At 56.8% G+C, this 25998-nt stretch carries 22 protein-coding genes; 19 read left to right on the forward strand and 3 right to left on the reverse strand.

The features are described 5' to 3' along the window. Positions 1-29 precede the first annotated feature (29 nt). From D4100_RS13600 to D4100_RS13640, 8 genes are all read left to right on the forward strand, one after another. Positions 30-1598: an ABC transporter substrate-binding protein gene (locus D4100_RS13600; protein WP_119804581.1), complete on the forward strand. Its 1569-nt coding sequence runs from the start codon at positions 30-32 to the stop codon at positions 1596-1598. Positions 1599-1886: 288 nt separating this feature from the next. Next, positions 1887-2822: an aspartate carbamoyltransferase gene (gene pyrB, locus D4100_RS13605; protein ID WP_065505826.1), complete on the forward strand. Its 936-nt coding sequence runs from the start codon at positions 1887-1889 to the stop codon at positions 2820-2822. A gap of 12 nt (positions 2823-2834) precedes the next feature. Continuing rightward, complete coding sequence (gene pyrI / locus D4100_RS13610) at positions 2835-3299, forward strand: aspartate carbamoyltransferase regulatory subunit (protein WP_013811322.1); 465 nt, start codon at positions 2835-2837, stop codon at positions 3297-3299. 276 nt (positions 3300-3575) lie between these two features. Then, positions 3576-3962, forward strand: coding sequence for a 2-iminobutanoate/2-iminopropanoate deaminase (gene ridA / locus D4100_RS13620; RefSeq protein ID WP_006323354.1), 387 nt, complete (start codon positions 3576-3578; stop codon positions 3960-3962). 274 nt (positions 3963-4236) lie between these two features. Then, on the forward strand, positions 4237-5673 hold the full coding sequence (locus D4100_RS13625) for a circularly permuted type 2 ATP-grasp protein (RefSeq protein WP_065505825.1): 1437 nt from the start codon (positions 4237-4239) through the stop codon (positions 5671-5673). Then, a complete protein-coding gene (locus D4100_RS13630; protein WP_065505824.1) occupies positions 5667-6596 on the forward strand; it encodes an alpha-E domain-containing protein in 930 nt (309 codons plus the stop codon). The genes D4100_RS13625 and D4100_RS13630 overlap by 7 nt, the downstream gene beginning before the upstream one ends. Then, positions 6593-7399: a transglutaminase family protein gene (locus tag D4100_RS13635; protein ID WP_119804583.1), complete on the forward strand. Its 807-nt coding sequence runs from the start codon at positions 6593-6595 to the stop codon at positions 7397-7399. The genes D4100_RS13630 and D4100_RS13635 overlap by 4 nt, the downstream gene beginning before the upstream one ends. A 96-nt stretch (positions 7400-7495) precedes the next feature. Beyond that, positions 7496-8224: a proteasome-type protease gene (locus D4100_RS13640; protein WP_013811319.1), complete on the forward strand. Its 729-nt coding sequence runs from the start codon at positions 7496-7498 to the stop codon at positions 8222-8224. A gap of 79 nt (positions 8225-8303) precedes the next feature. Here D4100_RS13640 and mgtA read toward each other — a convergent pair whose 3' ends face one another. Beyond that, positions 8304-11012 carry a magnesium-translocating P-type ATPase gene (mgtA, locus tag D4100_RS13645; RefSeq protein WP_119804584.1) on the reverse strand — a complete coding sequence of 903 codons (2709 nt, stop codon included), beginning with the start codon at positions 11010-11012 and terminating at the stop codon, positions 8304-8306. A gap of 418 nt (positions 11013-11430) precedes the next feature. Here mgtA and treR point away from each other — a divergent pair, with 418 nt between their 5' ends. The 7 genes from treR (at position 11431) to D4100_RS13690 (ending at position 17730) form a co-directional block, all read left to right on the forward strand. Further along, positions 11431-12378, forward strand: coding sequence for a trehalose operon repressor TreR (treR, locus tag D4100_RS13650; RefSeq protein WP_013811316.1), 948 nt, complete (start codon positions 11431-11433; stop codon positions 12376-12378). A 302-nt stretch (positions 12379-12680) separates the two neighbouring features. Beyond that, complete coding sequence (locus D4100_RS13655) at positions 12681-13814, forward strand: tail fiber domain-containing protein (protein WP_119804585.1); 1134 nt, start codon at positions 12681-12683, stop codon at positions 13812-13814. 48 nt (positions 13815-13862) lie between these two features. Further along, a complete protein-coding gene (locus D4100_RS25910; protein ID WP_244941668.1) occupies positions 13863-15911 on the forward strand; it encodes an S-type pyocin domain-containing protein in 2049 nt (682 codons plus the stop codon). After that, a complete protein-coding gene (locus tag D4100_RS13670; protein ID WP_119804586.1) occupies positions 15911-16183 on the forward strand; it encodes a colicin immunity domain-containing protein in 273 nt (90 codons plus the stop codon). The genes D4100_RS25910 and D4100_RS13670 overlap by 1 nt, the downstream gene beginning before the upstream one ends. 398 nt (positions 16184-16581) lie before the next feature. Further along, entirely contained in the window at positions 16582-16854 is a 273-nt protein-coding gene (locus D4100_RS13680) for a colicin immunity domain-containing protein (protein WP_119804587.1), read from the forward strand. Between the two features lie 73 nt (positions 16855-16927). Then, on the forward strand, positions 16928-17467 hold the full coding sequence (locus tag D4100_RS13685) for an S-type pyocin domain-containing protein (RefSeq protein WP_119804588.1): 540 nt from the start codon (positions 16928-16930) through the stop codon (positions 17465-17467). Continuing rightward, the gene (locus D4100_RS13690) at positions 17464-17730 is read left to right on the forward strand and encodes a colicin immunity domain-containing protein (RefSeq protein WP_119804589.1); all 267 of its coding nucleotides are present in this window, start codon (positions 17464-17466) and stop codon (positions 17728-17730) included. The genes D4100_RS13685 and D4100_RS13690 overlap by 4 nt, the downstream gene beginning before the upstream one ends. Before the next feature lie 109 nt (positions 17731-17839). Here the strand turns inward: D4100_RS13690 and D4100_RS13695 are convergent, their stop codons facing one another. Next, positions 17840-18253, reverse strand: a complete 414-nt coding sequence (locus tag D4100_RS13695; RefSeq protein WP_119804590.1) for an Exc2 family lipoprotein — start codon at positions 18251-18253, stop codon at positions 17840-17842. Positions 18254-18615: 362 nt separating this feature from the next. Here D4100_RS13695 and treB point away from each other — a divergent pair, with 362 nt between their 5' ends. Continuing rightward, on the forward strand, positions 18616-20031 hold the full coding sequence (gene treB / locus D4100_RS13700) for a PTS trehalose transporter subunit IIBC (protein ID WP_020438342.1): 1416 nt from the start codon (positions 18616-18618) through the stop codon (positions 20029-20031). A 56-nt stretch (positions 20032-20087) separates the two neighbouring features. Beyond that, on the forward strand, positions 20088-21752 hold the full coding sequence (gene treC, locus D4100_RS13705) for an alpha,alpha-phosphotrehalase (RefSeq protein ID WP_119804591.1): 1665 nt from the start codon (positions 20088-20090) through the stop codon (positions 21750-21752). Positions 21753-21962: 210 nt separating this feature from the next. On the opposite strand, the gene D4100_RS13710 is transcribed toward treC, so the two are convergent. Then, positions 21963-22487, reverse strand: a complete 525-nt coding sequence (locus D4100_RS13710; RefSeq protein WP_119804592.1) for an NAD(P)H-dependent oxidoreductase — start codon at positions 22485-22487, stop codon at positions 21963-21965. 104 nt (positions 22488-22591) lie between these two features. On the opposite strand from D4100_RS13710, the gene D4100_RS13715 reads away from it, so the two are divergent. Together D4100_RS13715 and nrdD are read left to right on the forward strand one after the other, a co-directional pair. Further along, on the forward strand, positions 22592-23497 hold the full coding sequence (locus tag D4100_RS13715; RefSeq protein ID WP_037432094.1) for a LysR family transcriptional regulator: 906 nt from the start codon (positions 22592-22594) through the stop codon (positions 23495-23497). Positions 23498-23711: 214 nt separating this feature from the next. Further along, on the forward strand, positions 23712-25850 hold the full coding sequence (gene nrdD, locus D4100_RS13720) for an anaerobic ribonucleoside-triphosphate reductase (protein WP_119804593.1): 2139 nt from the start codon (positions 23712-23714) through the stop codon (positions 25848-25850). The last annotated feature ends 148 nt before the right edge of the window (positions 25851-25998 follow it).

Consider the following 25998-nt stretch of genomic DNA (forward strand, 5'->3'; position numbering starts at 1 on the left):
CGCGCAGTGCCCTCAGGGGATACACACCGATGAACGCCAAAGTCCTGCCGCTGTTAATGCTTGCCGCTCTGTCCGCCTCTGCGCTCGCCGCCACCCCGCCCAACACGCTGGTGGTAGTGCAATCGCTGGACGATATCGTCAGCCTGGATCCGGCGGAGGCCAACGAGCTGTCCAGCATCCAGACCGTGCCCAGCCTGTATCAGCGGCTGGTGCAGGCGGATCGCGACGATCCGGCGAAAGTGGTGCCGGTGCTGGCGGAAAGCTGGCAGGGCGATGCGGCGGCAAAAACCCTGACAATCAAGCTGCGCCCGCAGGCGGCGTTCGCCTCCGGCAACCCGCTGACCGTCGACGACGTGATCTTCTCCTACAGCCGCGCGGTGAAAATGAACAAATCGCCGGCCTTTATCCTCAACGTGCTCGGCTGGCAGCCGGACAATATCGACGCGCAGCTGAAAAAGATCGACGAGCACAGCCTGCAACTGAGCTGGACGGCTGACGTCAGCCCGGCGGTAGCGCTGAACATTCTCTCTACGCCGATCGCCTCGATCGTCGACAGCAAGGCGGTACAGCCGAACGCCAAAGACGGCGACTACGGCAATGCCTGGCTGAAGATGCACTCCGCCGGTAGCGGGCCGTTTAAAATGCGCGTCTACCAGCCGCATCAGGCGATCGTGCTGGACGCCAATTCAACCTCGCCGGGCAGCAAGCCGCTGCTGCACAGCATCATCATTAAAAGCGTGCCGGACCCGGCCACCCGCCGCCTGCTGATCCAGCAAGGCGACGCCGATGTGGCGCGTGAGCTTGGCCCGGACCAGACCCTGGCGTTAAAAAATCAGCCGGGCGTGAAGGTGTTGGAAATCCCGTCCGCCGAGCAGAACTATTTAGTGTTCAATACCGGCAACGCCGCCAATCCGCTGCTGAAAAACCCGGCCTTCTGGGAGGCAGCGCGTTATCTGATCGATTATCAGGGCATCACCAGGGATCTGCTGAAGGGCCAATATTTTGTGCATCAGAGCTTCCTGCCGATCGGGCTGCCGGGCGCGCTGGAAGACAACCCGTTCGGCTTCGATCCGGCCAAAGCCAGGGCGATCCTGGCCAAGGCCGGCATCACCAACGCAGCCCTGACGCTGGACGTGGAGAACAAGCCGCCGTTTATCACCATCGCCCAGGCGTTGCAGGCCAGTTTTGCCCAAGGCGGCGTGAAGCTGGACCTGTTGCCGGCCGCCGGCAGCCAGGTGTATTCGCGGGTGCGCGCCAAACAGCACCAGGCAGCGATCCGTTTGTGGATCCCGGACTACTTCGACGCTCACTCCAACGCCAGCGCCTTCGCCTATAACGACGGCAAGGCCAGCACGGTAGCGGGCCTCAATGGCTGGCAGATCCCGCAGCTCAGCAAGCAGACGCTGGCGGCGGTGGCCGAAGCCGATCCGGCCAAACGCACTGCGCTGTACACCGCCATGCAGCAGGAGCTGCAACGCAGTTCGCCGTATGTGTTTATCGATCAGGCCAAAACCGAAGTGGTGCTGCGCGATAACGTCAAAGGCTACCAACAGGGTCTGAACGCCGACATGGTCTACTACGATCGCGTCAGCAAATAACCGGCGGGCGGCCATCGCCGGCCAATCGATTGCGAAGCGGCAAAAATCGGCGTTTTAGCGCTTGCAGTGGCGAAAAGCGCGAGTATAATGCGCGACAATTTGCCAGGAGAAAGCATGAAAAACGCCGTGTGTTTTGTTAGCCGCAACCGACAAAACCAACCGCCAATCGGCGGCCAGCTGCCGTTGTTTCTCCTGTTGCTAAACCGATCGTTTCAGGCCCCTCGTTGAGGGGCTTTTTTTTGCCTTAAAAAGCCCCGCGCCACGGGCACGAGTCGAGGAGAGTGAAAAATGGCCAACCCGCTGTATCACAAACATATCATCTCTATTAACGATCTCAGCCGCGAGGATCTGGAGCTGGTGCTGCGCACCGCCGCCAGCCTGAAAGCCACCCCGCAGCCCGAGTTGCTCAAGCACAAGGTGATCGCCAGCTGCTTCTTCGAAGCCTCGACCCGTACCCGCCTGTCGTTTGAAACCTCGATGCACCGCCTCGGTGCCTCGGTGGTCGGCTTTGCCGACGGCAGCAATACGTCGCTGGGCAAGAAAGGCGAAACGCTGGCCGACACCATCTCGGTCATCGGCACCTACGTAGACGCCATCGTGATGCGTCACCCGCAGGAAGGCGCCGCGCGGCTGGCGACGGAGTTTTCCGGCGGCATCCCGGTGCTCAACGCCGGCGACGGTGCCAACCAGCACCCGACCCAAACGCTGCTCGACCTGTTCACCATCCAGGAAACCCAGGGCCGCCTGAACAACATCAATATCGCCATGGTCGGCGACCTGAAATACGGCCGCACCGTACACTCGCTGGCGCAGGCGCTGGCCAAGTTCGAAGGCAACCGCTTCTACTTTATCGCCCCGGATGCGCTGGCGATGCCGGCTTACATCCTGAAAATGCTCGAAGAGAAAGGCATCGAGTACAGCCTGCACAGCAGCATTGAAGAAGTGGTGCCGGAGCTGGATATTCTCTACATGACCCGGGTGCAGAAAGAGCGTCTGGATCCTTCGGAATACGCCAACGTGAAGGCGCAGTTCGTACTGCGCGCGGCGGATCTGGCCGGCGCGCGCGTCAATCTCAAAGTGCTGCACCCGCTGCCGCGCATTGACGAGATCACCACCGACGTGGACACCACGCCGTACGCCTACTACTTCCAGCAGGCCGGTAACGGCATCTTCGCGCGCCAGGCGCTGTTGGCGCTGGTATTAAACGCAGATTTGGCTCTTTAAGGGGGAACCGCCATGACTCAGGATAACAAACTGCAGGTTGAAGCGATCAAGTGCGGTACGGTGATTGACCATATCCCGGCGCAGGTGGGTTTTAAACTGCTGACGCTGTTCAAATTGACCGCCACCGACCAGCGTATCACCATCGGCCTGAACCTGCCCTCCAACGAGCTGGGCCGCAAAGACCTGATCAAAATCGAGAACACCTTCCTGACCGAGCAGCAGGCCAACCAGCTGGCGATGTACGCGCCGAAAGCCACGGTGAACCGCATCGACAACTACGAAGTGGTGCGCAAGCTGACCCTCAGCCTGCCGGACCATATCGACGGCGTGCTGACCTGCCCGAACGGCAACTGCATCAGCCGCAGCGAGCCGGTGGCGTCCAGCTTTGGCGTGAAATCCCGCGACGGCGAAGTGCATTTGAAGTGCCGCTACTGCGAGAAAGAGTTCGACCATCAGGTGGTGCTGCAGGCGGATTGAAATATGCCCATTTGCCGGGAACGACGCTGTTAATCCGCGCGTCACTCCCTATAATGGAATGCCGTAGGGGCGAATTTATTCGCCCCTACGGCGAGCATACGCAGCCGACCACGCTGCGGTTTGAAAGACAAATGGTATGCCCAAAATAATTGGAGTTGCGTCACGGCGGCAAGGGAACTCATCCCGATGAGCTTACTGTAGTAAGTGATTCGGGTGGGTGAGCGCAGCCAACACAGAGGCAGCTTCAAGTATGACGGGTATATATCAGGAGAAAAAATGTCACGTAATATCAGCACTGAACTCGCCCCGGCAGCCATTGGTCCTTACGTGCAGGGCGTTGATCTGGGCAGCATGATCATCACTTCCGGCCAGATCCCGGTGGATCCGAAAACCGGCGAAGTGGCCGACGACGTTTCCGCACAGGCACGCCAGTCGCTGGAAAACGTTAAGGCGATCGTTGAAGCCGCCGGCCTGAAAGTCGCCGACATCGTGAAAACCACGGTCTTCGTGAAAGATCTGAACGATTTCGCCACCGTAAACGCCGCTTACGAAAGCTTCTTCACCGAGCACAACGCGCCGTTCCCGGCCCGTTCCTGCGTCGAAGTGGCCCGTCTGCCGAAAGACGTGAAAATCGAGATCGAAGCCATCGCCGTTCGTCGTTAATTCCACGACCCCGCGCCCAACGGTCAGCCATCGGCTGGCCGTTTTTATTTGCCCTGCCTGAAGCAACGATCCGTTAGGGTGCGCTATCAAGGATCATAGTGCCCCCAACGCCCCCCATTTTCGCCCCATTTTAAGGCAACGCCCGCCGCTCCTGCACCCAAATCGCGCTTTCCCCTGCCTTTTTCCTGCTTTTTACGCCGGTTTTCGCCCCTTTCACATTTTGGCACATTTTATGCTCGATCCTGTTACAGCCTGCAATGTCAACGAGGTGACGATGCTAAATATCGACCTGTCCGCTTCACCGTTTTTTGATGAGATGCTTCTGGCTGAGGGTAAACACCGGGGCCACTACGAAGCTTACTGGCATTGGCTGCAACAGGCCGACCAAAAGGCCATTCAACGCAAAAGAGAAGAGGCTGCACTGCTGTTTCACCGGGTGGGCATTACCTTTAATGTTTACGGTGAGGATGACGGCGCCGAACGGCTGATCCCGTTCGACAGCGTGCCGCGCATCATCCCCGCAAGCGAATGGGCGATGCTCGATCGCGGCATTCGCCAGCGCGTACAGGCGCTCAACGCCTTTCTGCACGATATCTATCATCAACAACATATTCTGAAAGCCGGGATCATTCCGGCGGAACAGGTGCTGGCTAACGATCAGTATCAGCCCTGCATGCAGGGGGTCGATCTGCACCGTAATATTTACGCGCATATCGTCGGCGTGGACATGGTACGCAACGGCGACGGCCAGTATTACGTGCTGGAGGACAATCTTCGCACCCCGTCCGGCGTGTCCTACATGCTGGAAAACCGCAAGATGATGATGCGCCTGTACCCGGAGCTGTTCGCCCAGCAGCGCATCGCCCCGGTGGAGCGCTACCCGTCGCACCTGCTGCAAACCCTGCGCGAAAGCTCGCCGATTAACGATCCTACCGTGGTGGTGCTGACGCCGGGCCGTTTCAACAGCGCCTATTTCGAACACAGCTTCCTGGCGCAGCAGATGGGCGTGGAGCTGGTTGAAAGCGCCGACCTGTTCGTCAAGGACGGCGCGGTGTTTATGCGCACCACCGCCGGGCCGTGCAAGGTGGATGTGATCTACCGCCGGGTGGACGATGCCTTCCTCGATCCGCTGGCGTTCCGCCCGGACTCGATGCTCGGCGTGCCGGGGCTGCTTTCCGTCTACCGCGCCGGCAACGTGGTGCTGGCGAACGCCATAGGTACCGGCGTGGCCGACGACAAGTCGATCTACCCTTACGTGCCGGACATGGTGCGCTTCTACCTGCAGGAAGAGCCGATCCTCAACAACGTGCCCACCTGGCAATGCCGCCACAAGAATGAACTGTCGTACGTGCTGGCGAACCTGGAGCAGATGGTGGTGAAAGAGGTTCACGGCGCCGGCGGTTACGGCATGCTGATTGGGCCGGCGGCGACCAAAGACGAAATCGCCCACTTCCGCACCCTGCTGCTGGCCAAACCGCACAACTACATTGCGCAGAACACGCTGGCGCTGTCGACCTGCCCGACCTTCGTCAACGACGGCCTGGCGCCGCGTCATATCGATCTGCGGCCGTTTGCCCTGAGCGGTGCGGAAATTCGCCTGGTGCCCGGCGGCCTGACGCGCGTAGCGCTGGCGCAAGGCTCACTGGTGGTCAACTCGTCACAGGGCGGGGGAACCAAGGATACCTGGGTGTTGGAGGATGACGCATGCTGAGCCGAACTGCCAGTGAACTCTATTGGATGGCCCGCTATCTGGAGCGGGCGGAAAGCATCGCCCGGGTGCTCGACGTGACCAACAAACTGTCGATGATGCCGATCCGCGACAGCGAGGATCATGATCTGCAGGTGCCGCTCAACCTGACCGGCACCGGGCAACTGTACGCCGCCGCCTATCCCGATCTGACGATGGCCAATCTGGTGAGCTTTTTTGCGCTCGACAGCCGTAACCACAGCAGCATCTACAGTTGTCTGCAAATGGGTTGGAACAACGCCCATGCGGTGCGCGGCAGCCTGTCTTCCGAGGTCTGGGAATGCATTAACGCCACCTGGATCGAAATGAAGCTGATCCGCCGCCAGGGCATAGGTTCGGTGGGCGCCGACGGCTTCTTCGACTGGGTCAAGGAACGCTCGCACCTGTTCCGCGGCGCGATGTTCGGCACCCTGCTGCGCAGCGATGCGATGTGCTTTATCCGCCTCGGCACTCTGCTGGAGCGGGCCGACGGCACCGCGCGCCTGCTCGGAGTCAAAAACGAGTTGCTGGATAACGACAACGATCCGGTGCGCGAGTATTACCGTATGGACACGCTGCTGCGGGCGGTCAGCGCACGCGAAGCTTATCACAGCATTTACAAGCAACAGCTCAGCCGGGAGACCATTGCCGAACTGATGATCCTGCGTAACGAAATCCCGCGATCCCTGCTGGCCTGCGTCGGCGACATGGTGCAACAGCTGGAGCAGATTGGCGGCAACAGTGCCAATGAGCCGCGCCGGCTGGCGCACACGCTGCACGCCGCACTGCGTTTCAGCAGCATGAAGGATCTGAACAAGGTGGGGCTGAATGACTGGCTGGGCTTATTCCTCGGGCAGATCAACGGCATCGCGGAAAGCATCCATCACACTTACCTGGAGGCGCAATGAAACTGAACATTGAGCACAATACCCATTATACCTACGCCCGGCAGGTGCAGCGCAGCACCCAGTATCTGCGTTTGACGCCGCAGGATTCGCAGCACCAGCGCATCATCTCCTGGCAGTTAACACTGCCGGAAGACGCGGTGTGTACCACCGACGCCTTCGGCAATGTGCTGCACGTGCTGACGCTGGATCACCCGCATCAGGCGATCACCATTCAGGCCCACGGCGTGGTGGAGATTGAAGACGGCGTAGAAGACCCGGCGATGGGGCATCTCTCGCCGCTGGTGTTCCTGCGCCACAGCCCGCTGACCCAGCCCGACAGCGCCATCCAGGCCTTCGCGCTGCGCTATTACCAACCCGAAGCGCTGCTTGCCGGGCTGGAAAAACTGATGGGCGATCTGTTGCTGAAAATGCCTTATACGCCGGGCGCCACCGAGGTTACCGACAGCGCCGCCCAGGCGTTCGCTTCCGGCAACGGCGTCTGCCAGGATCATACTCACGTCTTTCTGGCCTGCTGCCGTAGCCTGAACATTCCGGCACGCTACGTCAGCGGCTACCTTTACAGCGAAGATTCCGCCCACGTAGCCACCCACGCCTGGGCGGAAGCCTGGGTGGACGAGCGCTGGCACAGCTTCGACGTCACCAACAACACCCGCCTGCCGAATCAGCACCTTAAGCTGGCGGTGGGGATCGATTATCTGGATGCCTGCCCGGTGCGCGGTATCAGGCTCGGCGGCGGCAGCGAGGATATGCAGACGGTGGCGGCGGTGCAGATGATGCCGGCCGGCCAGGCGCAAGGGCAATAACATCCCCTTGCCGAACGCAGCGGTTTGCGGCACGCTGGTTTTTTCCGGCGTGCCGTCATCGAGCACGGTGTTATTTCGCGTTTGAAGGATTTTGGTATGACCTATTGTGTGGCCATGCGCTTGTCATCCGGATTGGTGTTTGCTTCCGATTCCCGCACCAATGCCGGGGTGGATCATATTTCCACCTTCCGCAAGCTGCACGTGTTCCAGCAGGACGGTGAGCGCACGCTGGTGCTGCAAAGCGCCGGCAACCTGGCGACCACCCAGAGCATCATCAGCCTGCTGCTGCGCCGCAGCAAGGATGCCGATCGTCCCAACCTGCTCAACGTGCCCAACCTGTATGAAGCCGCCACGCTGGTGGGCGAAACGGTGCGCGAAGTGATCCAGCGCGACAGCGAAGCCCAGCAGAGCGGCAGCACCACCGATTTCAGTTGCAGCCTGCTGCTCGGCGGCCAGATTGACGGTGAAGAGATGCGGCTGTTCCATATCTACCCGCAGGGCAACTTTATCGAAGCCACCCGGGATACGCCCTATTTCCAGATTGGCGAAAGCAAATACGGCAAGCCGATTATCGATCGGGTGCTGAATTACGATACCCCGCTGGAGCAGGCGATGCAGTGCGCGCTGATTTCTCTCGACTCCACGCTGCGCAGCAACCTGTCGGTCGGCCTGCCGCTCGACGTGATGATCTACCCGCGCGACAGCTTCAGCAGCCAACAACAGTACCGCATTACCGAAGATCACCCGCACTTCAGCGCCATTCGCAAAGGCTGGGGCGAAGGGCTGGTCAGCATTTTCAAACAGCTGCCGCCGTTGCAACTGTAAGTTGTTTTCGGGCTCAGCATGCTGAGCCCGAAATCCCCCCCTATTCAATCGCGCAGCAGTGCAGAGAGGGCTTGAGAGATTACTGCCAGCCGTAGCGGCGCACGAACCAGCCTTTCACGCACTGGGTCAGCACCATATAACCGGCCAGGATCAGCACCAGCCACGGGAAGTAACCAAGCGGCAACGCCTGCAATTGCAGGAAACCTGCCAACGGCGAGAAGGTCAGGCCGATGCCGGTGGCGATCACCGCCAGCGTCATGATGCACAGCGGCCATGAAGGGCGGCTCTGGATAAACGGAATTTTGCGCGTGCGGATCATATGCACAATCAACGTTTGCGACAGCAGCCCTTCCACGAACCAGCCTGACTGGAACAGCGTCTGCATTTCCGGCGTATTGGCCTTGAATACCCACCACATCAGGCAGAAGGTCAGTACGTCAAAGATCGAGCTTATCGGCCCGAAGAACACCATAAACCGCCCCAGATCGCTGGAGTTCCAGCGCTGCGGTTGGGTAATTTGATCGTCGTCGACGTTGTCGAACGGAATGGCGATCTGAGAAATGTCGTACATCAGGTTCTGGATCAGCAGATGCAGCGGCAACATCGGCAGGAACGGCAAGAAAGCGCTGGCAATCAGCACGCTGAACACGTTACCGAAATTGGAGCTGGCGGTCATCTTGATGTACTTCAGCATGTTGGCAAAGGTGCGACGCCCCTCGATCACGCCCTGCTCCAGCACCATCAGGCTTTTTTCCAGCAGGATGATGTCCGCCGCTTCCTTGGCGATATCCACCGCCGAATCGACGGAAATGCCGATATCCGCCGCACGCAGCGCCGGGGCGTCGTTGATGCCGTCGCCCATAAAGCCGACCACGTGCCCCTGCTGACGCAACAGCTTGACGATGCGCTCCTTGTGCATCGGCGTCAGTTTGGCGAACACCGTGGTGCGCGCGGCCGCCTGCGCCAGTTGTTCATCCGTCATCTGTTCGATTTCACTGCCGCGCAGCACGTGATCTGCCGCCAGCCCGACGTCTTTGCAGACCTTGGCTGCCACCAGCTCGTTATCGCCGGTGAGGATCTTCACCGTCACGCCGCTTTTCTTCAGCGCCGCCAGCGCCGGTGCGGTGCTCTTTTTCGGCGGATCGAGGAAGGCCACGTAGCCTTCGAGGATCAGATCGGATTCATCGGCCACGCCGTATTCATGCGCCTGCGCCGGCAGGATCTTGCTGGCCACCGCCACCACCCGCAGCCCCTGCTGGTTAAGATCGTCGGTAATGCGCCGAATGCGCGCCAGCAATGCATCGCTGAGTGGGATCACTTCATTGTCCTGACGCACGTGGCTGCAAATCGCCAGCATTTCCTCCAACGCGCCCTTGCAGATCAGCTCGTGATAGTGCACGTCGTTGGCGACTACCACCGACATGCGGCGGCGTTCAAAATCAAACGGGATCTCATCCACCTTGCGGTAATGCTGCAGCGCATCCGGCTGCCGGTTCTGCTCCGCGCAGCTCAGCACCGCCACGTCGAGCAGGTTTTTCAGCCCGGTCTGGTAGAAGCTGTTCAGCCAGGCGTAACGCAGCACCCGGTCGCTGTTGGCACCGAACACATCGGTGTGGCGTTCCAGCACGATTTTATCCTGGGTCAGGGTGCCGGTTTTGTCGGTGCACAGAATGTCCATGGCGCCAAAGTTCTGGATCGCGTCCAGGCGTTTGACGATCACTTTCTGTTGCGACAGCTTCACCGCCCCTCTGGCCAGGGTGGTGGTCACGATCATCGGCAGCATTTCCGGCGTCAGCCCCACCGCCACCGACAGCGCGAACAGCGCCGCTTCCCACCAGTCGCCCTTGGTGTAGCCGTTGATCAGCAGCACGATCGGCGTCATCACCAGCATAAAGCGGATCAGCAACCAGCTGACCTTGCTGATGCCGCTCTGGAAGGCGTTCGGTTGTTCATCCTGGCTGGTGACGCGCTGCGCCAACTGGCCGAAGTAGGTGTCGCCGCCGGTGCCGATCACCATCGCCAGCGCGGTGCCGCTCACCACGTTAGTGCCCATAAAACACAGGTTCCGGCACTCCAGCGGATCCTCCTCCACCCCGTGCGGTTCGGCGATCTTCTCCACCGGCAGAGATTCGCCGGTCAGCGCCGCCTGGCTGATAAACAGATCCTTGGCCGACAGTACGCGCAGATCCGCCGGGATCATATCCCCCGCCGCCAGCTTGATGACGTCGCCCGGCACCAACTGGGCAATCGGCAACTCAAGGTGTTCGCTTTTACCGGTGATGGCGTCGCTGCGGATAACCGTGGCGGTATTGCTGACCATCGCTTTCAGCGCATCCGCCGCCTTGTTGGAACGCGCTTCCTGAATGAAATGCAGCAGCGTGGAGATCAGCACCATCAGGCCGATCACCAGTGCGCCGGTCAGGTCTTCGGTGGCGTAGGAGATAAGCCCGAGCACCGTCAGCAGCAGGTTGAACGGGTTGCGATAACAGTGCCACAAATGGTGCCACCAGGACTCCGCCTGCTGGTTATCAATCACATTGGCGCCAAAGCGCTGGCGCAGCTGTTCCGCCTCATGGGCGGTAATGCCTTCCGGGTGGCTGTGGAAACGCTCGTAAAGCTGGGTCACATCGGCGGCGGCGCATTCCAGCCGCTGTTGGGTCAGGCCGGCGGGCAGTTCATGCCCCGCGCCGCTGACGCCTTCCAGCAGGGGATCGCGCCGAATCAGCCGGCGCGGCAAATTGCGGCTGAGCAGGCCCAGCAGCTGACGGGGGATGTTTTTAAGTTTCATTATTCGCACCTCGTCACCCGCAGCCTCATGGCGGCGGGTAAACGCACAATTGCACCCGGGCGAAGCTTTCGGACACGCCAAAAGCCTCTGCCGGGGCAGATTCTTGTATTTTTAAAAGCAGCAGGAGCGAACGACAGAGCGCGCGCGACCGGTTACCGTTGACTTCACCGGTAAAACAGCCGCGCCAAGCGGAGAGGTTTTACCGGAACACCGAATGGGTGTCTGTTGGGGTCGGATCGGGATCCATACGGGTAATAACCTCCGGTAAATAAAAAGATCGAACGACAAGAGCGGCCGTTCAGCGCAGTACGAAGATCCCCGCATTGCGCCAAGATCCATACTGGAAAATAAGCTATGCTGACGGGCATTCATCGCAGGCGGCCAGATTACGCCTTTTAACCTAAACGATAAGTAAACCATGCAAAACCGGCTGACCATCAAGGACATCGCCCGCCTGAGCGGCGTGGGGAAATCCACCGTATCGCGCGTATTGAACAACGAAGGCAGCGTGAGCCCGCAAACCCGTGAACGGGTAGAAGCGGTGATCCGTCAGCAGGGGTTTACGCCGTCCAAATCGGCGCGCGCCATGCGCGGGCAGAGCGACAAAGTGGTGGGAATTATCGTTTCCCGCCTCGATTCGCCGTCGGAAAACCAGGCGGTGCGCACCATGCTGCCGCTGCTGTATCAGCAGGGTTACGACCCGATCGTGATGGAAAGCCAGTTTGAAACCCGCCTGGTAGAAGAGCATCTGCACGTGCTGCAACAGCGCAACGTCGACGGGGTGATCCTGTTCGGTTTCACCGGCCTGACGGCGGCCATGCTCAGCCCCTGGCAGGAAAAAATGGTGGTGCTGGCGCGCGAATACGATGGGTTTTCATCGGTTTGCTACGACGACGATGGCGCAGTCCGGCTGCTGATGGAACGCCTGCAACAGCAGGGCCACCGGCATATCAGCTATCTGGGGGTGCAACTTGCCGATGCCACTACCGGCCTGCGCCGCCATCAGGCCTATCTCGACGCCTGCCGCCAGCAGCGGATCACCCCGAGCGTCGCCTTGGGCGAACTGAGTTACCAGAGCGGTTTTCAACTGGCCGCCGAAGTGATTGGCCCGCAGACCACCGCGCTGGTGTGCGCCTCCGACACCATCGCCCTCGGCGCCATCAAATACCTGCAACAGCAGCATATCGCCCCGCTGCAAGTCTGCGGCATCGGCAATACGCCGCTGCTTAATTTCCTGTTCCCCGAGACGTTTTCGGTCGAGCTGGGCTACGGCAGCGCCGGGTTGCAGGCCGCCCAACAGCTGCTGGGCCAGCTCAGCGGCGAACAGGGCATCCGCCAAATCATCGTGCCCAGCAAACTCGCCTGACGGCGGGGTTTGCCCCCATGAATCCCCCTACCCGCCATCCCCGGTTCTTGCCCACATCAGGTGGGCATAAGTTCTTCGCCATTTTGTACCCGCCACCACACAACAACGGATAGCCTTTCCTGATTGACCTCTGTCGCCCATAGCAACAATATACTGGTCAAACATACAGTTATTTATTGTATGTTCCAGCGGTTTGGCAGCACACGGAACGTGAACACCGATAGCCATTAGCCAGAATGGGCGGAAGGATACCGGATGCTGTTAGCCATCAAATAACAGAGTGTCAAAAAGGAAGATTCATCATGGCTGAAGAAAAGAAAAATGCTCAGGTGCTTAACGGCATTAATGAAGACATCACTGAACTGAAATCACTGTCCACATTGCGCAAACGCGTTGTCAGTGACGGTGAGATTGTCTCCAAATCACCAAACGGTTTTCGTCTGGCAAACGGCAATGCCGGCGTAATCTTGCGTAATGATGGCAAAGATTTTTACGCCCTGAGCACACCGGACGGGCAGGCGCAGGACGGGCAGTGGAATACGCTGCGCCCCTTCTCCTTCAACCTCTCTACCGGCCGCGTGTCGCTGCGTAACGGCGTGGATGTCTCGGGCGGCGCGCTGGTGTCGCATAACGCAGGCATTGGCGCGGTCACCACCGGCCCCGCTTCTCTTATCAGCGGGCAAACGTACGGCGCGCCGCCTGTACATACCGATTTTACCAGCGGCAACGTCACCACCACGATGATGGTGGGGTCACGGGTTACCCCGGGTAAAGAAGATTGCGGCCTGATTTCATATCGCGACAGACAGGGTAACTGGAACGAACTCCAGGTAAGAGCCAACGCGGAGCTTTCGGCAGGGCAACTGGTCAAGCGCAATGTGGAAGGCTGGATTGTGGCTGAAGGCAACAAGAACGTTAATAACAATGCCGACCGAACGACCTACGGATTGCGCCTCCAGGGACAAGGCAACCTGTTTGCCGAGCTTTGTCATTATGAACGTATTGGGAATCACCATCTAATGGCACTTCGCGTTGCCAATGGCGGAGGCGACGGTTGGTATGAGTTCCGGGATAAAGGCAATGCCTATACCAACGGTGCCTGGCACAGCAGCTCAGATGCCCGCATGAAAACGGAAATCGTGAAAATTGATGGCGCACTGGAGAAGCTGGGGAAAATCAGTGGCTATACCTACCTGAAACAAGGCGTTCCGGAGGCTGGCGTAATAGCCCAGGAAGTGGAGAACGTATTACCTCAATCCGTCACCACCACCGAACTGAAATTAAATGACGGCAGCGTTCTGAAAGATGCCCGTGGAATTAATATCAATGGCGTAGTGGCACTTTTGATCGAAGCGTTAAAGGAAGAACGTGAGGCCCGGCTTGAGTTGGAAGCTCGGTTGGCAACGCTGGAAAAAACAGGCTCCGGTGAACACTAAATTCCCAGAAATACAAGAACCACTTATAAAATTAATAAGGAAATTATCATGGCCACTATAGCATACTATAAAAATGGATCGCCTTATGATGCTAATGGGAGCGTTATTATCACCATTTTTGGTAACTCTACTCCACCGAAAAATACAATTCCGGATTCCCCTCCATCAAATGGTGGTTTGTTTGTATCTATGTTACCTCCGAACGTAGCCCCTGTTTATTTGAAGGATCGTTTAAAGGTAGAGTACATCTCTGACAAGTCACCTAAATTTACCCCTTACGGTCAATTATCTCAGTTACAAAAAATGTTTGACGACCAAATTAGCTCTGCCAGAGATCGTGTTGTTGAGCCCGTAAGTCAGATTATTGATCGTGTAAATTCTTTTTTTCGCGAAGTGGTTAATACTCAAACTAATACCGATGATAGGGTATCAAGTACTGAAAAAATTCTTCGCGATGCCGTTAAAGGCTTACAAGACGCCAATAATGAAGTTCAAGCGGCCGAAAGTAATGTTGTTCAGAAATATAATGCGGCAGAGAAAGCCTTGAAAGATGCAATTCCAAAATTGGGTCTTACTAATGTCTCACCTGTTGATTACGATATTATTTTAACAAGAATCCTGGAGCCAGTATCCCGTAGATATTGGGAGGAATACTCTGTAAAGCCTCGAGTAGAAGAATTCAATGCTAAACAGCGTTTGCTCGCAGCATTAGATAACATAGCGCTGGTTATTACAGATGTCCTATCAAAATCACAGTCACTGACTGTAGCTATTAATCAAGTAAAAAATGAAAGAGAAGCAAAAGCCAACGCAGAAGCCAAGGCAAGAGCCGAAGCGGAGGCTAAAGTAAGAGCCGAAGCGGAAGCTAAAGTAAGAGCCGAAGCGGAAGCTAAAGTAAGAGCCGAAGCGGAAGCTAAAGTAAGAGCCGAAGCGGAAGCTAAAGTAAGAGCCGAAGCGGAAGCTAGAGCGAAAACAGCGGAGTTAATGACCAAAGCTGGAGTAAAACCTACTCCGGTTTACACACCGGAAATGGTTAAATCGGCTCAAGCGTCCCTTGCAGCTGTCGGAGCGATGGTGCTAAATCGTGCCCCAGGGATGTTACAGCTATCAACTGCCGCCGAAGGCGTTCTCACCACTACCAGTGAGTTAGCGGGCTCAATAGCCGGGGCTGTGTGGCGAGGAGCTATTGCGTTAGCTGAGGCCGCAACCGTCAGCACCGCAGGGGCAACTGTTAGCGCTTTAGTCATGGGCTTCTGGCCCACAGAAGCAGGGAAAGGCAGCGACAAGCTTTATGGACGCGACATTGTCATGTTTGGCTTTCAGGCTAATCTAATTGCTGCCGGCAAAGTCAGCATTTCGCCGGAAATGCACTCTGTCGACTTACCGGTCCGTGGCTCTTTAGTTATGGAGAATGGTCAGCAACAGGTCAGACTGGTTAAAACGAGTATAGGTGGCGTACCCGCGAGCGTGCCTGTTCTAAAGGCGGTACGTGATGAGAAAACCGGGCTGGATAGGATTACGCTTCCGTCGGTGGGTGGTGCTCCATCGCGAACCATCCTGATTAACCCAGCTCCGGTCGGGCCGACAGCACCTCCCCATACCGGAAACAGTTCGCCTGCCCCCGTCACGCCAGTGCATACTGGCACGACAGTAAAACAGGCTGATAGTATAGTTACCACCAGCTTCCCGGCGGATGACCTTAAAGAGCTGCAGGACTTCATCTACTGGCAACCGGATGCCACGGGCAGTGGCGTCGAGCCGATTTATGTAATGCAGAGTGATCCTCTTGATTCGGGACGATTTACCCGCAAACAGTTGGACAAGAAATTTAAGCACGCCAGTGATTTTGGTATTGCCGATACGAAAAAAAATAGAGTAACGTTGACTCAATATCGTGATGCAGTTGAAGCACACTTGAAGGATAGAGACACTGTGGAAAAAGGAACTTATCGGCGGGAAAAGGGATCTAAGGTGTTCTTTAATACTAAAACAAACAATGTCGTCGTTCTCGATAAGGATGGCGAGTTTGTTTCTGGATGGAATTTAATTCCTGGTTCACCACAATATAACGGATATATTAACACAGGAGTTTTATAATGAGTCTAAAGTTAATTGACTTGGCCCAAAGACTAATATCATCACAATTAACTGCTGATGATTTCGAGTCACAATTTTTTAAATTATGGAGAGAAGAAGGGAAGGCAGGACTGTTAGCCAAAGATAGCAAAGATGTTGGTGAGTGTGCATCTGAGATTTTTATCCTTGCTGACTGCTATACTTCCAATCCAGATCGAAGAGAAAGTGAATTGGACGCTGATGGGTTAAAGAAAGAAGTCAAAGCCACCTTGGAAAAATTCAACCTGCTTTGATCTTTCGTCATTTCTGAAAAACGTTATTTAAACAATGCCCAATAAACTCTCGTTTATTGGGCTTTTTCATTAATAGCGTATTTATCTATGCCACTCAAGGTCGCCCTTCGTAGCCACCCCAATAGGTGGCAACGGCGGAATCCAGCAGGATCTTCCGTTGTTTTTGCGGGTTATCTGCCGAATGTTTGCGGTTGATAAATATCCACTTCTGCCCACTTCACTCAGGAGTTCAGGGCTACGGAAAAAGGGACATACCTACTTATTAAGCATTCAAAGATATTTTTTAACCCTAAAAAATAATGTTATTGTAGACAGTAATGACAACAACCTCGTATCAGGATGGAGTTTGAAAAAGATAGTCAGCAATACCAAAACTACGTTGGAAAAGGAGTTTTAAGATGAGTAGCAGACTTATTTATTTCGCAAAACAATTTGTTGAATCGAAGATCGATGCTGATAAATTTGCAGACCCGTATATTTTAATGAGAAATGAGGAAAGGGATTTCAATAAATTAAAAATCGAAGGGAAAGATGTAGATGAAGCCTCATCCAGCATATTCTGCCTGGCAGATTGTTATAACCATGAACCCGATCGTTATGATTATGAACTGGATGAAGCTGGGTTACGGAAGAAAGTGAAATCTATTCTAGAGAAATTCAACCTGCTTTAATTCCTCGCAATTTTTGAAAAATTTAATTTAAAGAAACGCCCGGTAAACGCATATTTGTTGGGCGTTTTCGCTGGTGGTGTCTGTCTGGTACGTATTATTTATCACCGAGGTGAGTACAGGAAACAGTTCGCCTGCCCCCGTCACGCCAGTGCATACTGGCACGACAGTAAAACAGGCTGATAGTATAGTTACCACCAGCTTCCCGGCGGATGACCTTAAAGAGCTGCAGGACTTCATCTACTGGCAACCGGATGCCACGGGCAGTGGCGTCGAGCCGATTTATGTAATGCAGAGTGATCCTCTTGATTCGGGACGATTTACCCGCAAACAACTGGATAAAAAATTCAAACATGCCATTGATTTTGGCATCAGTGACACAAAGAAAAATCGTGAAACGCTGACAAAATTCCGTGATGAGGTCAATGCGCATTTGGCAGATAAAGAGACCGTTGAGAGGGGAACATACCGACGGGAAAAAGGGTCTAAAGTTTACTTCAATCCCAAGAGCATGAGGGTTGTTATCCTCAAAGCCAACGGCGATTTCCTCTCAGGATGGAAAATAAATCCCGATGCGGATAATGGCAGAATCTATTTAGAAACAGGTGATTTATGAACAAGATGGCGGTAATAGAATTAGCAAGAAATTTTTTGAATTCAAAAGTTAATGCGCTTCAATTTTCTGAAGATATATGCATTGAAAGAAATAATTTGTACGGTATTAAAGATCAAGACAAGAACGTTTTGAATTGTGGTGAAGAATTATTTATGGCAGCTGAAATTTATAATCCAGATTCAGACCGTGTTGATTATGAACTGGATGAAGCTGGGTTAAAGAAGGAAGTGAAAGCGATTCTGGAGAAATTCAATCTGCTTTAATTCCCCGCCCTTCTGATCAGTTGAATTTTAAGCAACGCCCAACAAATTCTCGTTTGTTGGGCGTTTTCATTAATAGCCTCTCACTATGCTATCCACTTATCTATGCCCTTCAAGGCCGCCCTTCGTAACCATCCCAGTAGGTGGCAACGGCAGAATCCAACAGGATCTGCCGTTGTTTTTGCGGGTTATCCGTCGAGTATTTGCGATTGATAAATATCCCTTTTTGCCCTACGTCACTGAGGAATTCAGGGCTGCGGAACTCAGCCTCCCTCTGCTGTGCCTGCTGGCGCGTCATGCCATTAGCCCGATCGGTTTTCCCTATCTGATAGAACTGGTCAAAAAACGGAATGGACGATTTTATCGAGTCCGAAATCTGCGTACGGGTATTGGGATCAAAGTGCGCCTGGGCCAGTTGGTGAATGGCATGCCGGGCGTGACGTTCAGGGCTGGTTTGCTGGCTGGCGCAAGCGCTCAGGAACAGCGCGGTACACAAGATAAGGGTACGGGGGGCTATCAGGGTCATTATTCTTCCTTGAAAAATCTATTGCGATGCCGCCGCCGGCATCACGTTGCAAAAGTCTTGAGTATCGATGTCTTCAATCGACCTTTTTCCCGATAAGGGAAAGCTAACTCTTTGTTATTCCGGTTCAGGATAATACAACCAAACGGAGTCTGCAGGATGTTTTGGCTGCTTCACAAGCTCCCTCCCCCACACTCGTGAGGACTACCCTCTTCCTGAACGCATAATGCGGTCATTTTTTTATCGTTTTGTGATCGTCGCCCCAAACCGGGAACGTTCCCATTCCATAAAAAAAGGGGAATGACTAAGCTTTGATCATTACTCAGCCAACACCTCTGCGCCTTACCCAAAAAAGGTACTTTATAATGAGCAAAGTTAAGCAACAGGATATCGACCGCCTGATTGTACTGGTGGGCGGACGCGATAATATCGCCACCGTCAGCCATTGCATTACCCGGTTACGTTTCGTCCTTAACGACCCCGCCAAAGCCAACCCAAAAGAAATAGAAACCTTGCCGATGGTCAAAGGCTGCTTCACCAACGCCGGTCAGTTCCAGGTGGTGATTGGCCCGGAGGTCGGCGATTACTATCAGGCGTTGATCGCCACCACCGGCGTCAACGAAGCCGACAAGGAGCAGGCCAAGGTAGCGGCGCGCCAGAACATGACCTGGAGCGAGCGGGCTATCTCCCACTTCGCCGAAATCTTCTTCCCGCTGCTGCCGGCGCTGATCAGCGGCGGTCTGATCCTCGGCTTCCGCAACGTGATCGGCGACATCCCGATGTCCGGCGGCCAGACGCTGGCGCAAATGCACCCGGCGTGGAAAACCATCTACGATTTCCTGTGGCTGCTCGGTGAAGCAATCTTCATGTTCCTGCCGGTGGCCATCTGCTGGTCGACGGTGAAAAAAATGGGCGGCACGCCGGTGCTCGGCATCGTGCTGGGCATCACGCTGGTCTCCCCGCAGTTGATGAACTCTTACCAACTCGGGCAGCAAGTGCCGGAAGTGTGGAACTTCGGCTGGTTCGCCATTCAGAAAGTCGGCTATCAGGCGCAGGTGATCCCTTCCATGCTGGCCGGTATGGCGCTGGGCTGGATTGAAACCCGCCTGAAAAAGATCGTGCCCGATTACCTGTATCTGGTGGTGGTGCCGGTCGTTTCACTGCTGCTGGCGGTATTCCTGGCGCACGCGCTGATCGGGCCGTTTGGCCGCATGATCGGCGACGGCGTGGCCTGGGCGGTGAAAGCCGTCATGACCGGCAGCTTCGCCCCGATTGGCGCCGCGCTGTTCGGCTTCCTGTATGCGCCGCTGGTGATTACCGGTGTACATCAGACCACGCTGGCTATCGACATGCAGATGATCCAGAGCATGGGCGGCACCCCGGTTTGGCCGCTGATTGCGCTGTCCAACATTGCGCAGGCTTCTGCGGTATTGGGCATTATCATCGTCAGCCGCAAGGCCAACGAGCGTGAAATTTCGGTACCGGCGGCGATTTCCGCTTACCTCGGCGTCACCGAACCGGCGATGTACGGGATCAACCTGAAGTACCGCTTCCCGATGCTGTGCGCGATGATCGGCTCCGCCTTCGCCGGCCTAATCTGCGGCCTGGACGGCGTGATGGCCAATGGCATCGGCGTCGGCGGTTTGCCGGGTATTCTGTCCATCAAACCGCAGTTCTGGCTGGTTTACTCGGCGGCGATTGTGGTGGCCGTGGTGATCCCAATGCTGCTGACCATCATGGTCTATAAGCGCAAAGCTGCCCGCGGCGAACTGCCGGTCTGATTGAAATGTAGGGGCCCGGTACACCGGGCCCGTTGTCACGATTCAAAGGTATAATTATGAGCAATCCAATCCCCTGGTGGCAGAACGGTGTCATCTACCAAATCTATCCGAAGAGTTTTCAGGACAGCACCGGTAACGGCTACGGCGATCTGGCCGGTGTGACCCAGCGGCTGGACTATCTGCAGGAGCTGGGCGTCGACGCCATCTGGCTGACGCCGGTGTATGTCTCCCCGCAGGTGGACAACGGTTATGACGTGGCAGATTACTGCGCCATCGACCCGGCCTACGGCACCATGGAGGATTTCGACAGTCTGATCGCCGCCGCCCACCAGCGCAGCATCCGTATCGTGATGGATATGGTGTTCAACCATACCTCGACCGAACACCCGTGGTTCCAGGCTTCGCAAGATCCTGACAGCCCGTTCCGCCAGTTCTATGTCTGGCGCGACGGCGAAGGCGATGCGTTGCCGAACAACTGGCGTTCCAAGTTCGGCGGCAATGCCTGGCAGTGGCACGCCGACAGCGGCCAGTATTACCTGCACCTGTTCGCCACCGAACAGGCGGACCTCAACTGGGAACACCCGCCGGTGCGTGAAGAGCTGAAAAAAGTGTGTCAGTTCTGGGCGGACAAGGGCGTCGACGGCCTGCGTCTCGACGTGATCAACCTGGTCTCCAAGCAGCAGGATTTCCCGTCCGATCCCCTGGGCGACGGCCGCCGTTTCTACACCGACGGCCCGCGCATTCACGAATTCCTGCAAGAGATGAGCCGCGACGTGTTCCAGCCGCGCGGCCTGATGACCGTCGGCGAAATGTCTTCCACCACGCTGGAACATTGCCAACAGTATGCGGCGCGCAGCGGCGAAGAGCTGTCGATGACCTTCAACTTCCACCATCTGAAAGTGGACTACGCCGGCGGCGAAAAATGGACGCTGGCGGCGCCGGACTACGTCGAACTGAAGCAGATTTTCCGCCACTGGCAACAGGGGATGCATAACCGCGCCTGGAACGCACTGTTCTGGTGTAACCACGATCAGCCACGCATCGTCTCGCGCTTCGGCGATGAGGGCGAACTGCGGGTGCCGGCCGCCAAGATGCTGGCCATGGTGCTGCACGGCATGCAGGGCACGCCGTATATTTATCAGGGCGAAGAGATTGGCATGACCAACCCGGGCTTTAGCGACATCGGGCAGTATCGCGATGTGGAAAGCCTGAACATGTATGCCGAACTGAGCGCCCAGTGCAAGAGCGACGCCGAGCTGCTGGCGATCCTGGCCAGTAAATCGCGCGATAACGGCCGCACGCCGATGCAGTGGAGCGCCGCGCCGAACGCCGGTTTCACCTGCGGCACGCCGTGGATCGGTTGCGCGGAAAACTACCCGCAAATCAATGCCGAAGCGGCGCTGGCCGATCTGGATTCGGTGTTTTACGCCTACCGCCAGTTGATCACCCTGCGCAAGCAGTATCCGCTGCTGACCCACGGCGACTACCAGGATCTGGCGCCTGCGCACCCGGCGCTGTGGTGCTACCAGCGTAGCTGGAACGGGCAGCGTTTGCTGGTGGCAGCCAACCTGAGCCGCGAACCGCTGGCCTGGGAAGCCGAAGGCGTGGAGCCCTCTAACCAGTGGCGCCCGCTGATGGGCAACTACGCCGATGCGGCGGACCAACCGCAGGCGATGACCCTGCGGCCGTTCGAAGCGGTATGGTGGCTGTTGGAGGACTAAATAACTGCGTTTAATACCGCTACACCCTAAGCTTGAGGTGGGTGGACGTCATGGCAGGTTAGCCGACCGTTGAGCGCAGGGATGTGCGATACGAGCCCCCAGGGACGGGTTCACGGCGTGTCGGCGCTCTGCATGACCCTACCTGTAGCCCTATTCGGCGCAGCTATTTAGCAGCCACTCTGCGGGCACAGTGCGGCAACCCGCTGCGCCCTACAATTTTTGCAGCAACTTCACCACCCCGGCAGCCTCTTGCGCCAGGCGTTCATCGCTCATATCAAACACCCCCTGCACCAAATGCGGCGACAGATAATCCATGCCGGTCAGGTTGGCCATGGCATTGAATGGCCGCAGCAGATCCGCCACCGGATAGCGGTTGTAGCCTTCCGGCGTATAAGCCTGCGGATTGCCACCGGTGGTCACCACCAGTTGCAGCGGTTTGCCGTGCAGTTTGGTGCCTTCGCTGCCGTAGGCGAAACCGTAGGTTAATACCGCATCCTGCCATTCGCTGAGGATCGCCGGCGAGCTATACCAGTAAAACGGGAACAGCATCACCACCGCGTCGTGGCTTTGCAGCAGTTCCTGTTCGCGGGCCACGTCGATACGGTAATCCGGATAAGTGCGCATCAGTTCATGCACGGTAACCTTGGGCTGCGTGTTCAGCGCTTCGATCAGCGCCTTGTTGACGCGTGAATCATCGGGAAAGCGGTGAGCGGTTAACGCTAAAATACGTGACATACGAGATCCTCGGTTGAAAATTGATATCGCATTTTTCCATTTCCTTCGCCCAGGGTGTAGGCTGTTCTTTGTCACTTCAATTTCAACTGAAAGTATCAACCACTATGTCGCTGCCCTTTGACGTGCATCGCCTGCTGCCGGCTTTTCTCAGCGCCGCCCAGGCGCAAAACTTTTCCGCCGCCGCCCGTCAGTTAGGCGTTACCCCGGCGGCGGTCAGCAAAAATATCCGCGTACTGGAAGAAAAGCTGGCGCTGCGTCTGTTCCAGCGCAACACCCACAACGTGGTGCTGACAGACGAAGGCAAAGCGCTGCTGGCGCAGGTGGCACCGCTGTGGCAGGCGCTGTCCGCCACGCTGGAAAACGCCGGCGGCACGCAGCAAGATCCCTCAGGCACCGTGCGCGTCAGCATGATCCCCGGCTTCGGCCGCCAGATGCTGATGCCGTTGATCCCGCAGTTCCTTGAGCGTTATCCGCAGATCGATCTCGATCTTTCGCTGGATGCGCGAGTCGTCAATCTGGTGGGCGAAGGCTTTGACGTGGGTATCGGCAGCCGGGTCGATCCCGACAGCCGGCTGGTGGCGCGACCGCTGTATCAGATGCAGATGGTGTTGGCGGCGTCACCCGGTTATCTGGCGCAGCACGGCACGCCGCAGGATCCGGACGATCTGTTGCGGCATAACTGCCTGCTGCACCGCAATCCGGCCAACGGCCGCAGCGTAAAATGGCCGCTGCGCCGGCACGGCGAAACCAAACCCCTGGAGTTGCACGGCCGCCTGGTCGCCAGCCGGCCGGAGATGCTGCTGGACGCCGCGTTGGCCGGGCTGGGTATCGTCTGCCTGGCGCGCTGGTACACAGAGCCCCATTTTGCGCAGGGTACTCTGCAACCGGTACTGCCGGATTGCTGGCCGCAACCGACGCAGCTGTGGCTGTACTACGCCTCTGCGGATCTGCCGCCACGGGTGCGCGCCTGGGTCGACTTCCTGCTGGCGCATTTTCGCGATCGCCCGTGAGCAGATTGACGTCTGTACAGCTTGCGCACGCTCTTCCGCTTTCCTTGTCCTACATCAAAAGAACCCCGCCAATATCTATATATAGTGTTTAAAGAAAACAAATCAACTATATATGGTAGTTATCCACAAAGTCATCCACACGCTGCCGTAGCCCTTGTGCGCTGCGGCGTTGCCCTGTGGATAACCTATCCTTCGGGGAACAAGGAGTCGCAACGTGAAACCAATAGTGATTAAACGGGACGGTTGTCAGGTCTCTTTTGACGAGGCACGTATTGGGCAGGCTATCGAACGGGCCGCACTGGCCGTCGGGATTGTCGATGCCGATTACTGCGCAACCGTGGCCCGGGTGGTCGCTCAACGGATGGCGCAACAGCCGCGCGTGGATATCCATGACATTCAGCAGGCGGTGGAAAATCAGCTGATGGCCGGCGAATACAAGCAGCTGGCGCGCGCCTATATCGAATACCGCCACGATCGCGACGTGGCGCGCGAATTGCGCGGGCGGCTGAACCAGGAGATCCGCGGCCTGGTCGAGCAAAGCAATATGGCGTTGCTGAACGAGAACGCCAATAAAGACAGCAAGGTAATCCCCACCCAGCGCGATCTGCTGGCCGGGATCGTCGCCAAACACTACGCCAAGCAGCACATTCTGCCGCGTGACGTGGTGCTGGCGCATGAACGCGGCGAGATCCACTACCACGACCTCGACTATTCGCCGTTCTTCCCGATGTTCAACTGCATGTTGATCGATCTGAAAGGCATGCTGACCAACGGCTTCAAGATGGGCAATGCCGAGATCGAACCGCCGAAATCGATCTCCACCGCCACCGCCGTGACCGCCCAAATTATCGCGCAGGTGGCCAGCCATATTTATGGCGGCACCACCATTAACCGCATCGACGAGATCCTCGCTCCCTTCGTCAGCGAAAGCTTCGAAAAACACCGCCAGGTGGCCGGGCAGTGGCAGATCCCGGACGCACAGGGCTATGCGATGGCGCGCACCGAGAAAGAGTGTTACGACGCCTTCCAGTCGCTGGAATACGAGGTCAACACCCTGCACACCGCCAACGGCCAAACGCCGTTCGTCACCTTCGGCTTCGGCCTGGGCACCTGCTGGGAATCGCGGCTGATCCAGCGTTCAATCCTGAAAAACCGTATCGCCGGGCTGGGCAAGAACCGCAAGACGGCGGTATTTCCCAAACTGGTGTTCGCCATCCGCGACGGCCTGAACCACCAGTACGGCGACCCGAACTACGACATCAAACAGCTGGCGCTGGAATGCGCCAGCAAGCGCATGTACCCGGACATTCTCAATTACGATCAGGTGGTTAAAGTCACAGGTTCCTTTAAAACGCCCATGGGCTGCCGCAGTTTCCTCGGCACCTACGAGGAAGATGGCGAACTGGTGCACGACGGCCGCAATAATATCGGCGTGATCAGCCTGAACCTGCCGCGTATCGCGCTGGAAGCGGTCGGCGACGAGGCGCATTTCTGGCGTCTGCTGGACCGGCGGCTGCTGCTGGCGAAAAAGGCGCTGATGACGCGTATCGCCCGGCTGGAAGGCATCAAGGCGCGAGTCGCCCCGATCCTGTATATGGAAGGTGCCTGCGGCGTACGGCTGAAGGCGGACGACAATATCGCCGATATTTTCAAAAATGGCCGCGCGTCGATTTCGTTGGGCTATATCGGCCTGCATGAAACCATCAACGCGCTGTTCGGCAACGAGCAACACGTTTACGACAATGCCGCGCTGCGCGCCAAAGCGGTCGCTATCGTCGAACGCCTGCGCGACGCCACCGACAGCTGGAAAGCAGAGACCGGCTACGGTTTTAGCCTCTACAGCACGCCCAGCGAGAACCTGTGCGACCGTTTCTGCCGGCTGGATACCGCCGATTTCGGCGTGGTGCCGGGCGTTACCGACAAGGGCTATTACACCAACAGTTTCCATCTCGACGTGGAAAAAAAGGTCAACCCGTACGACAAACTGGACTTTGAGGCGCCTTATCCACCCTTGGCCAACGGCGGTTTCATCTGTTACGGCGAATACCCCAACCTGCAACACAATTTGAAAGCGCTGGAAGACGTGTGGGATTACAGCTACAGCCGCGTGCCTTATTACGGCACCAACACACCGATCGATGAGTGCTACGAGTGCGGCTTTACCGGCGAATTCGCCTGTACCAGCAAGGGCTTTACCTGCCCGAAATGCGGCAACCACGAGCCGTCCAAGGTGTCGGTCACCCGCCGGGTGTGCGGCTACCTCGGCAGCCCAGATGCCAGGCCGTTCAACGCCGGCAAGCAGGAAGAGGTAAAACGCCGGGTGAAACACCTCGGCAATGGGCAGCTCGGCTGAAAAATGCCGTTAAACCTATGCATAAGCCTGTTCATCAGGCGTTATTGTCGCCGCCAGTTTGTCTTCGGCCAGCGCGTAAAAACCGGAGCGTACACGCAGTACGTGAGGATTTGCAGCACTGCCCGGAGGCAAAATGGCCAGTAAAATA

Source organism: Serratia inhibens, assembly GCF_003591175.1.
Lineage (GTDB): Bacteria > Pseudomonadota > Gammaproteobacteria > Enterobacterales > Enterobacteriaceae > Serratia > Serratia inhibens.

Excerpts from the sequence above, each read along its gene's own strand:
- D4100_RS13600 (WP_119804581.1), top strand. The coding sequence starts at position 30 with ATGAACGCCAAAGTCCTGCCGCTGTTAATGCTTGCCGCTCTGTCCGCC.
- pyrB (WP_065505826.1), top strand. The coding sequence starts at position 1,887 with ATGGCCAACCCGCTGTATCACAAACATATCATCTCTATTAACGATCTC.
- pyrI (WP_013811322.1), top strand. The coding sequence starts at position 2,835 with ATGACTCAGGATAACAAACTGCAGGTTGAAGCGATCAAGTGCGGTACG.
- ridA (WP_006323354.1), top strand. The coding sequence starts at position 3,576 with ATGTCACGTAATATCAGCACTGAACTCGCCCCGGCAGCCATTGGTCCT.
- D4100_RS13625 (WP_065505825.1), top strand. The coding sequence starts at position 4,237 with ATGCTAAATATCGACCTGTCCGCTTCACCGTTTTTTGATGAGATGCTT.
- D4100_RS13630 (WP_065505824.1), top strand. The coding sequence starts at position 5,667 with ATGCTGAGCCGAACTGCCAGTGAACTCTATTGGATGGCCCGCTATCTG.
- D4100_RS13635 (WP_119804583.1), top strand. The coding sequence starts at position 6,593 with ATGAAACTGAACATTGAGCACAATACCCATTATACCTACGCCCGGCAG.
- D4100_RS13640 (WP_013811319.1), top strand. The coding sequence starts at position 7,496 with ATGACCTATTGTGTGGCCATGCGCTTGTCATCCGGATTGGTGTTTGCT.
- mgtA (WP_119804584.1), bottom strand. The coding sequence starts at position 11,012 with ATGAAACTTAAAAACATCCCCCGTCAGCTGCTGGGCCTGCTCAGCCGC.
- treR (WP_013811316.1), top strand. The coding sequence starts at position 11,431 with ATGCAAAACCGGCTGACCATCAAGGACATCGCCCGCCTGAGCGGCGTG.
- D4100_RS13655 (WP_119804585.1), top strand. The coding sequence starts at position 12,681 with ATGGCTGAAGAAAAGAAAAATGCTCAGGTGCTTAACGGCATTAATGAA.
- D4100_RS25910 (WP_244941668.1), top strand. The coding sequence starts at position 13,863 with ATGGCCACTATAGCATACTATAAAAATGGATCGCCTTATGATGCTAAT.
- D4100_RS13670 (WP_119804586.1), top strand. The coding sequence starts at position 15,911 with ATGAGTCTAAAGTTAATTGACTTGGCCCAAAGACTAATATCATCACAA.
- D4100_RS13680 (WP_119804587.1), top strand. The coding sequence starts at position 16,582 with ATGAGTAGCAGACTTATTTATTTCGCAAAACAATTTGTTGAATCGAAG.
- D4100_RS13690 (WP_119804589.1), top strand. The coding sequence starts at position 17,464 with ATGAACAAGATGGCGGTAATAGAATTAGCAAGAAATTTTTTGAATTCA.
- D4100_RS13695 (WP_119804590.1), bottom strand. The coding sequence starts at position 18,253 with ATGACCCTGATAGCCCCCCGTACCCTTATCTTGTGTACCGCGCTGTTC.
- treB (WP_020438342.1), top strand. The coding sequence starts at position 18,616 with ATGAGCAAAGTTAAGCAACAGGATATCGACCGCCTGATTGTACTGGTG.
- treC (WP_119804591.1), top strand. The coding sequence starts at position 20,088 with ATGAGCAATCCAATCCCCTGGTGGCAGAACGGTGTCATCTACCAAATC.
- D4100_RS13710 (WP_119804592.1), bottom strand. The coding sequence starts at position 22,487 with ATGTCACGTATTTTAGCGTTAACCGCTCACCGCTTTCCCGATGATTCA.
- D4100_RS13715 (WP_037432094.1), top strand. The coding sequence starts at position 22,592 with ATGTCGCTGCCCTTTGACGTGCATCGCCTGCTGCCGGCTTTTCTCAGC.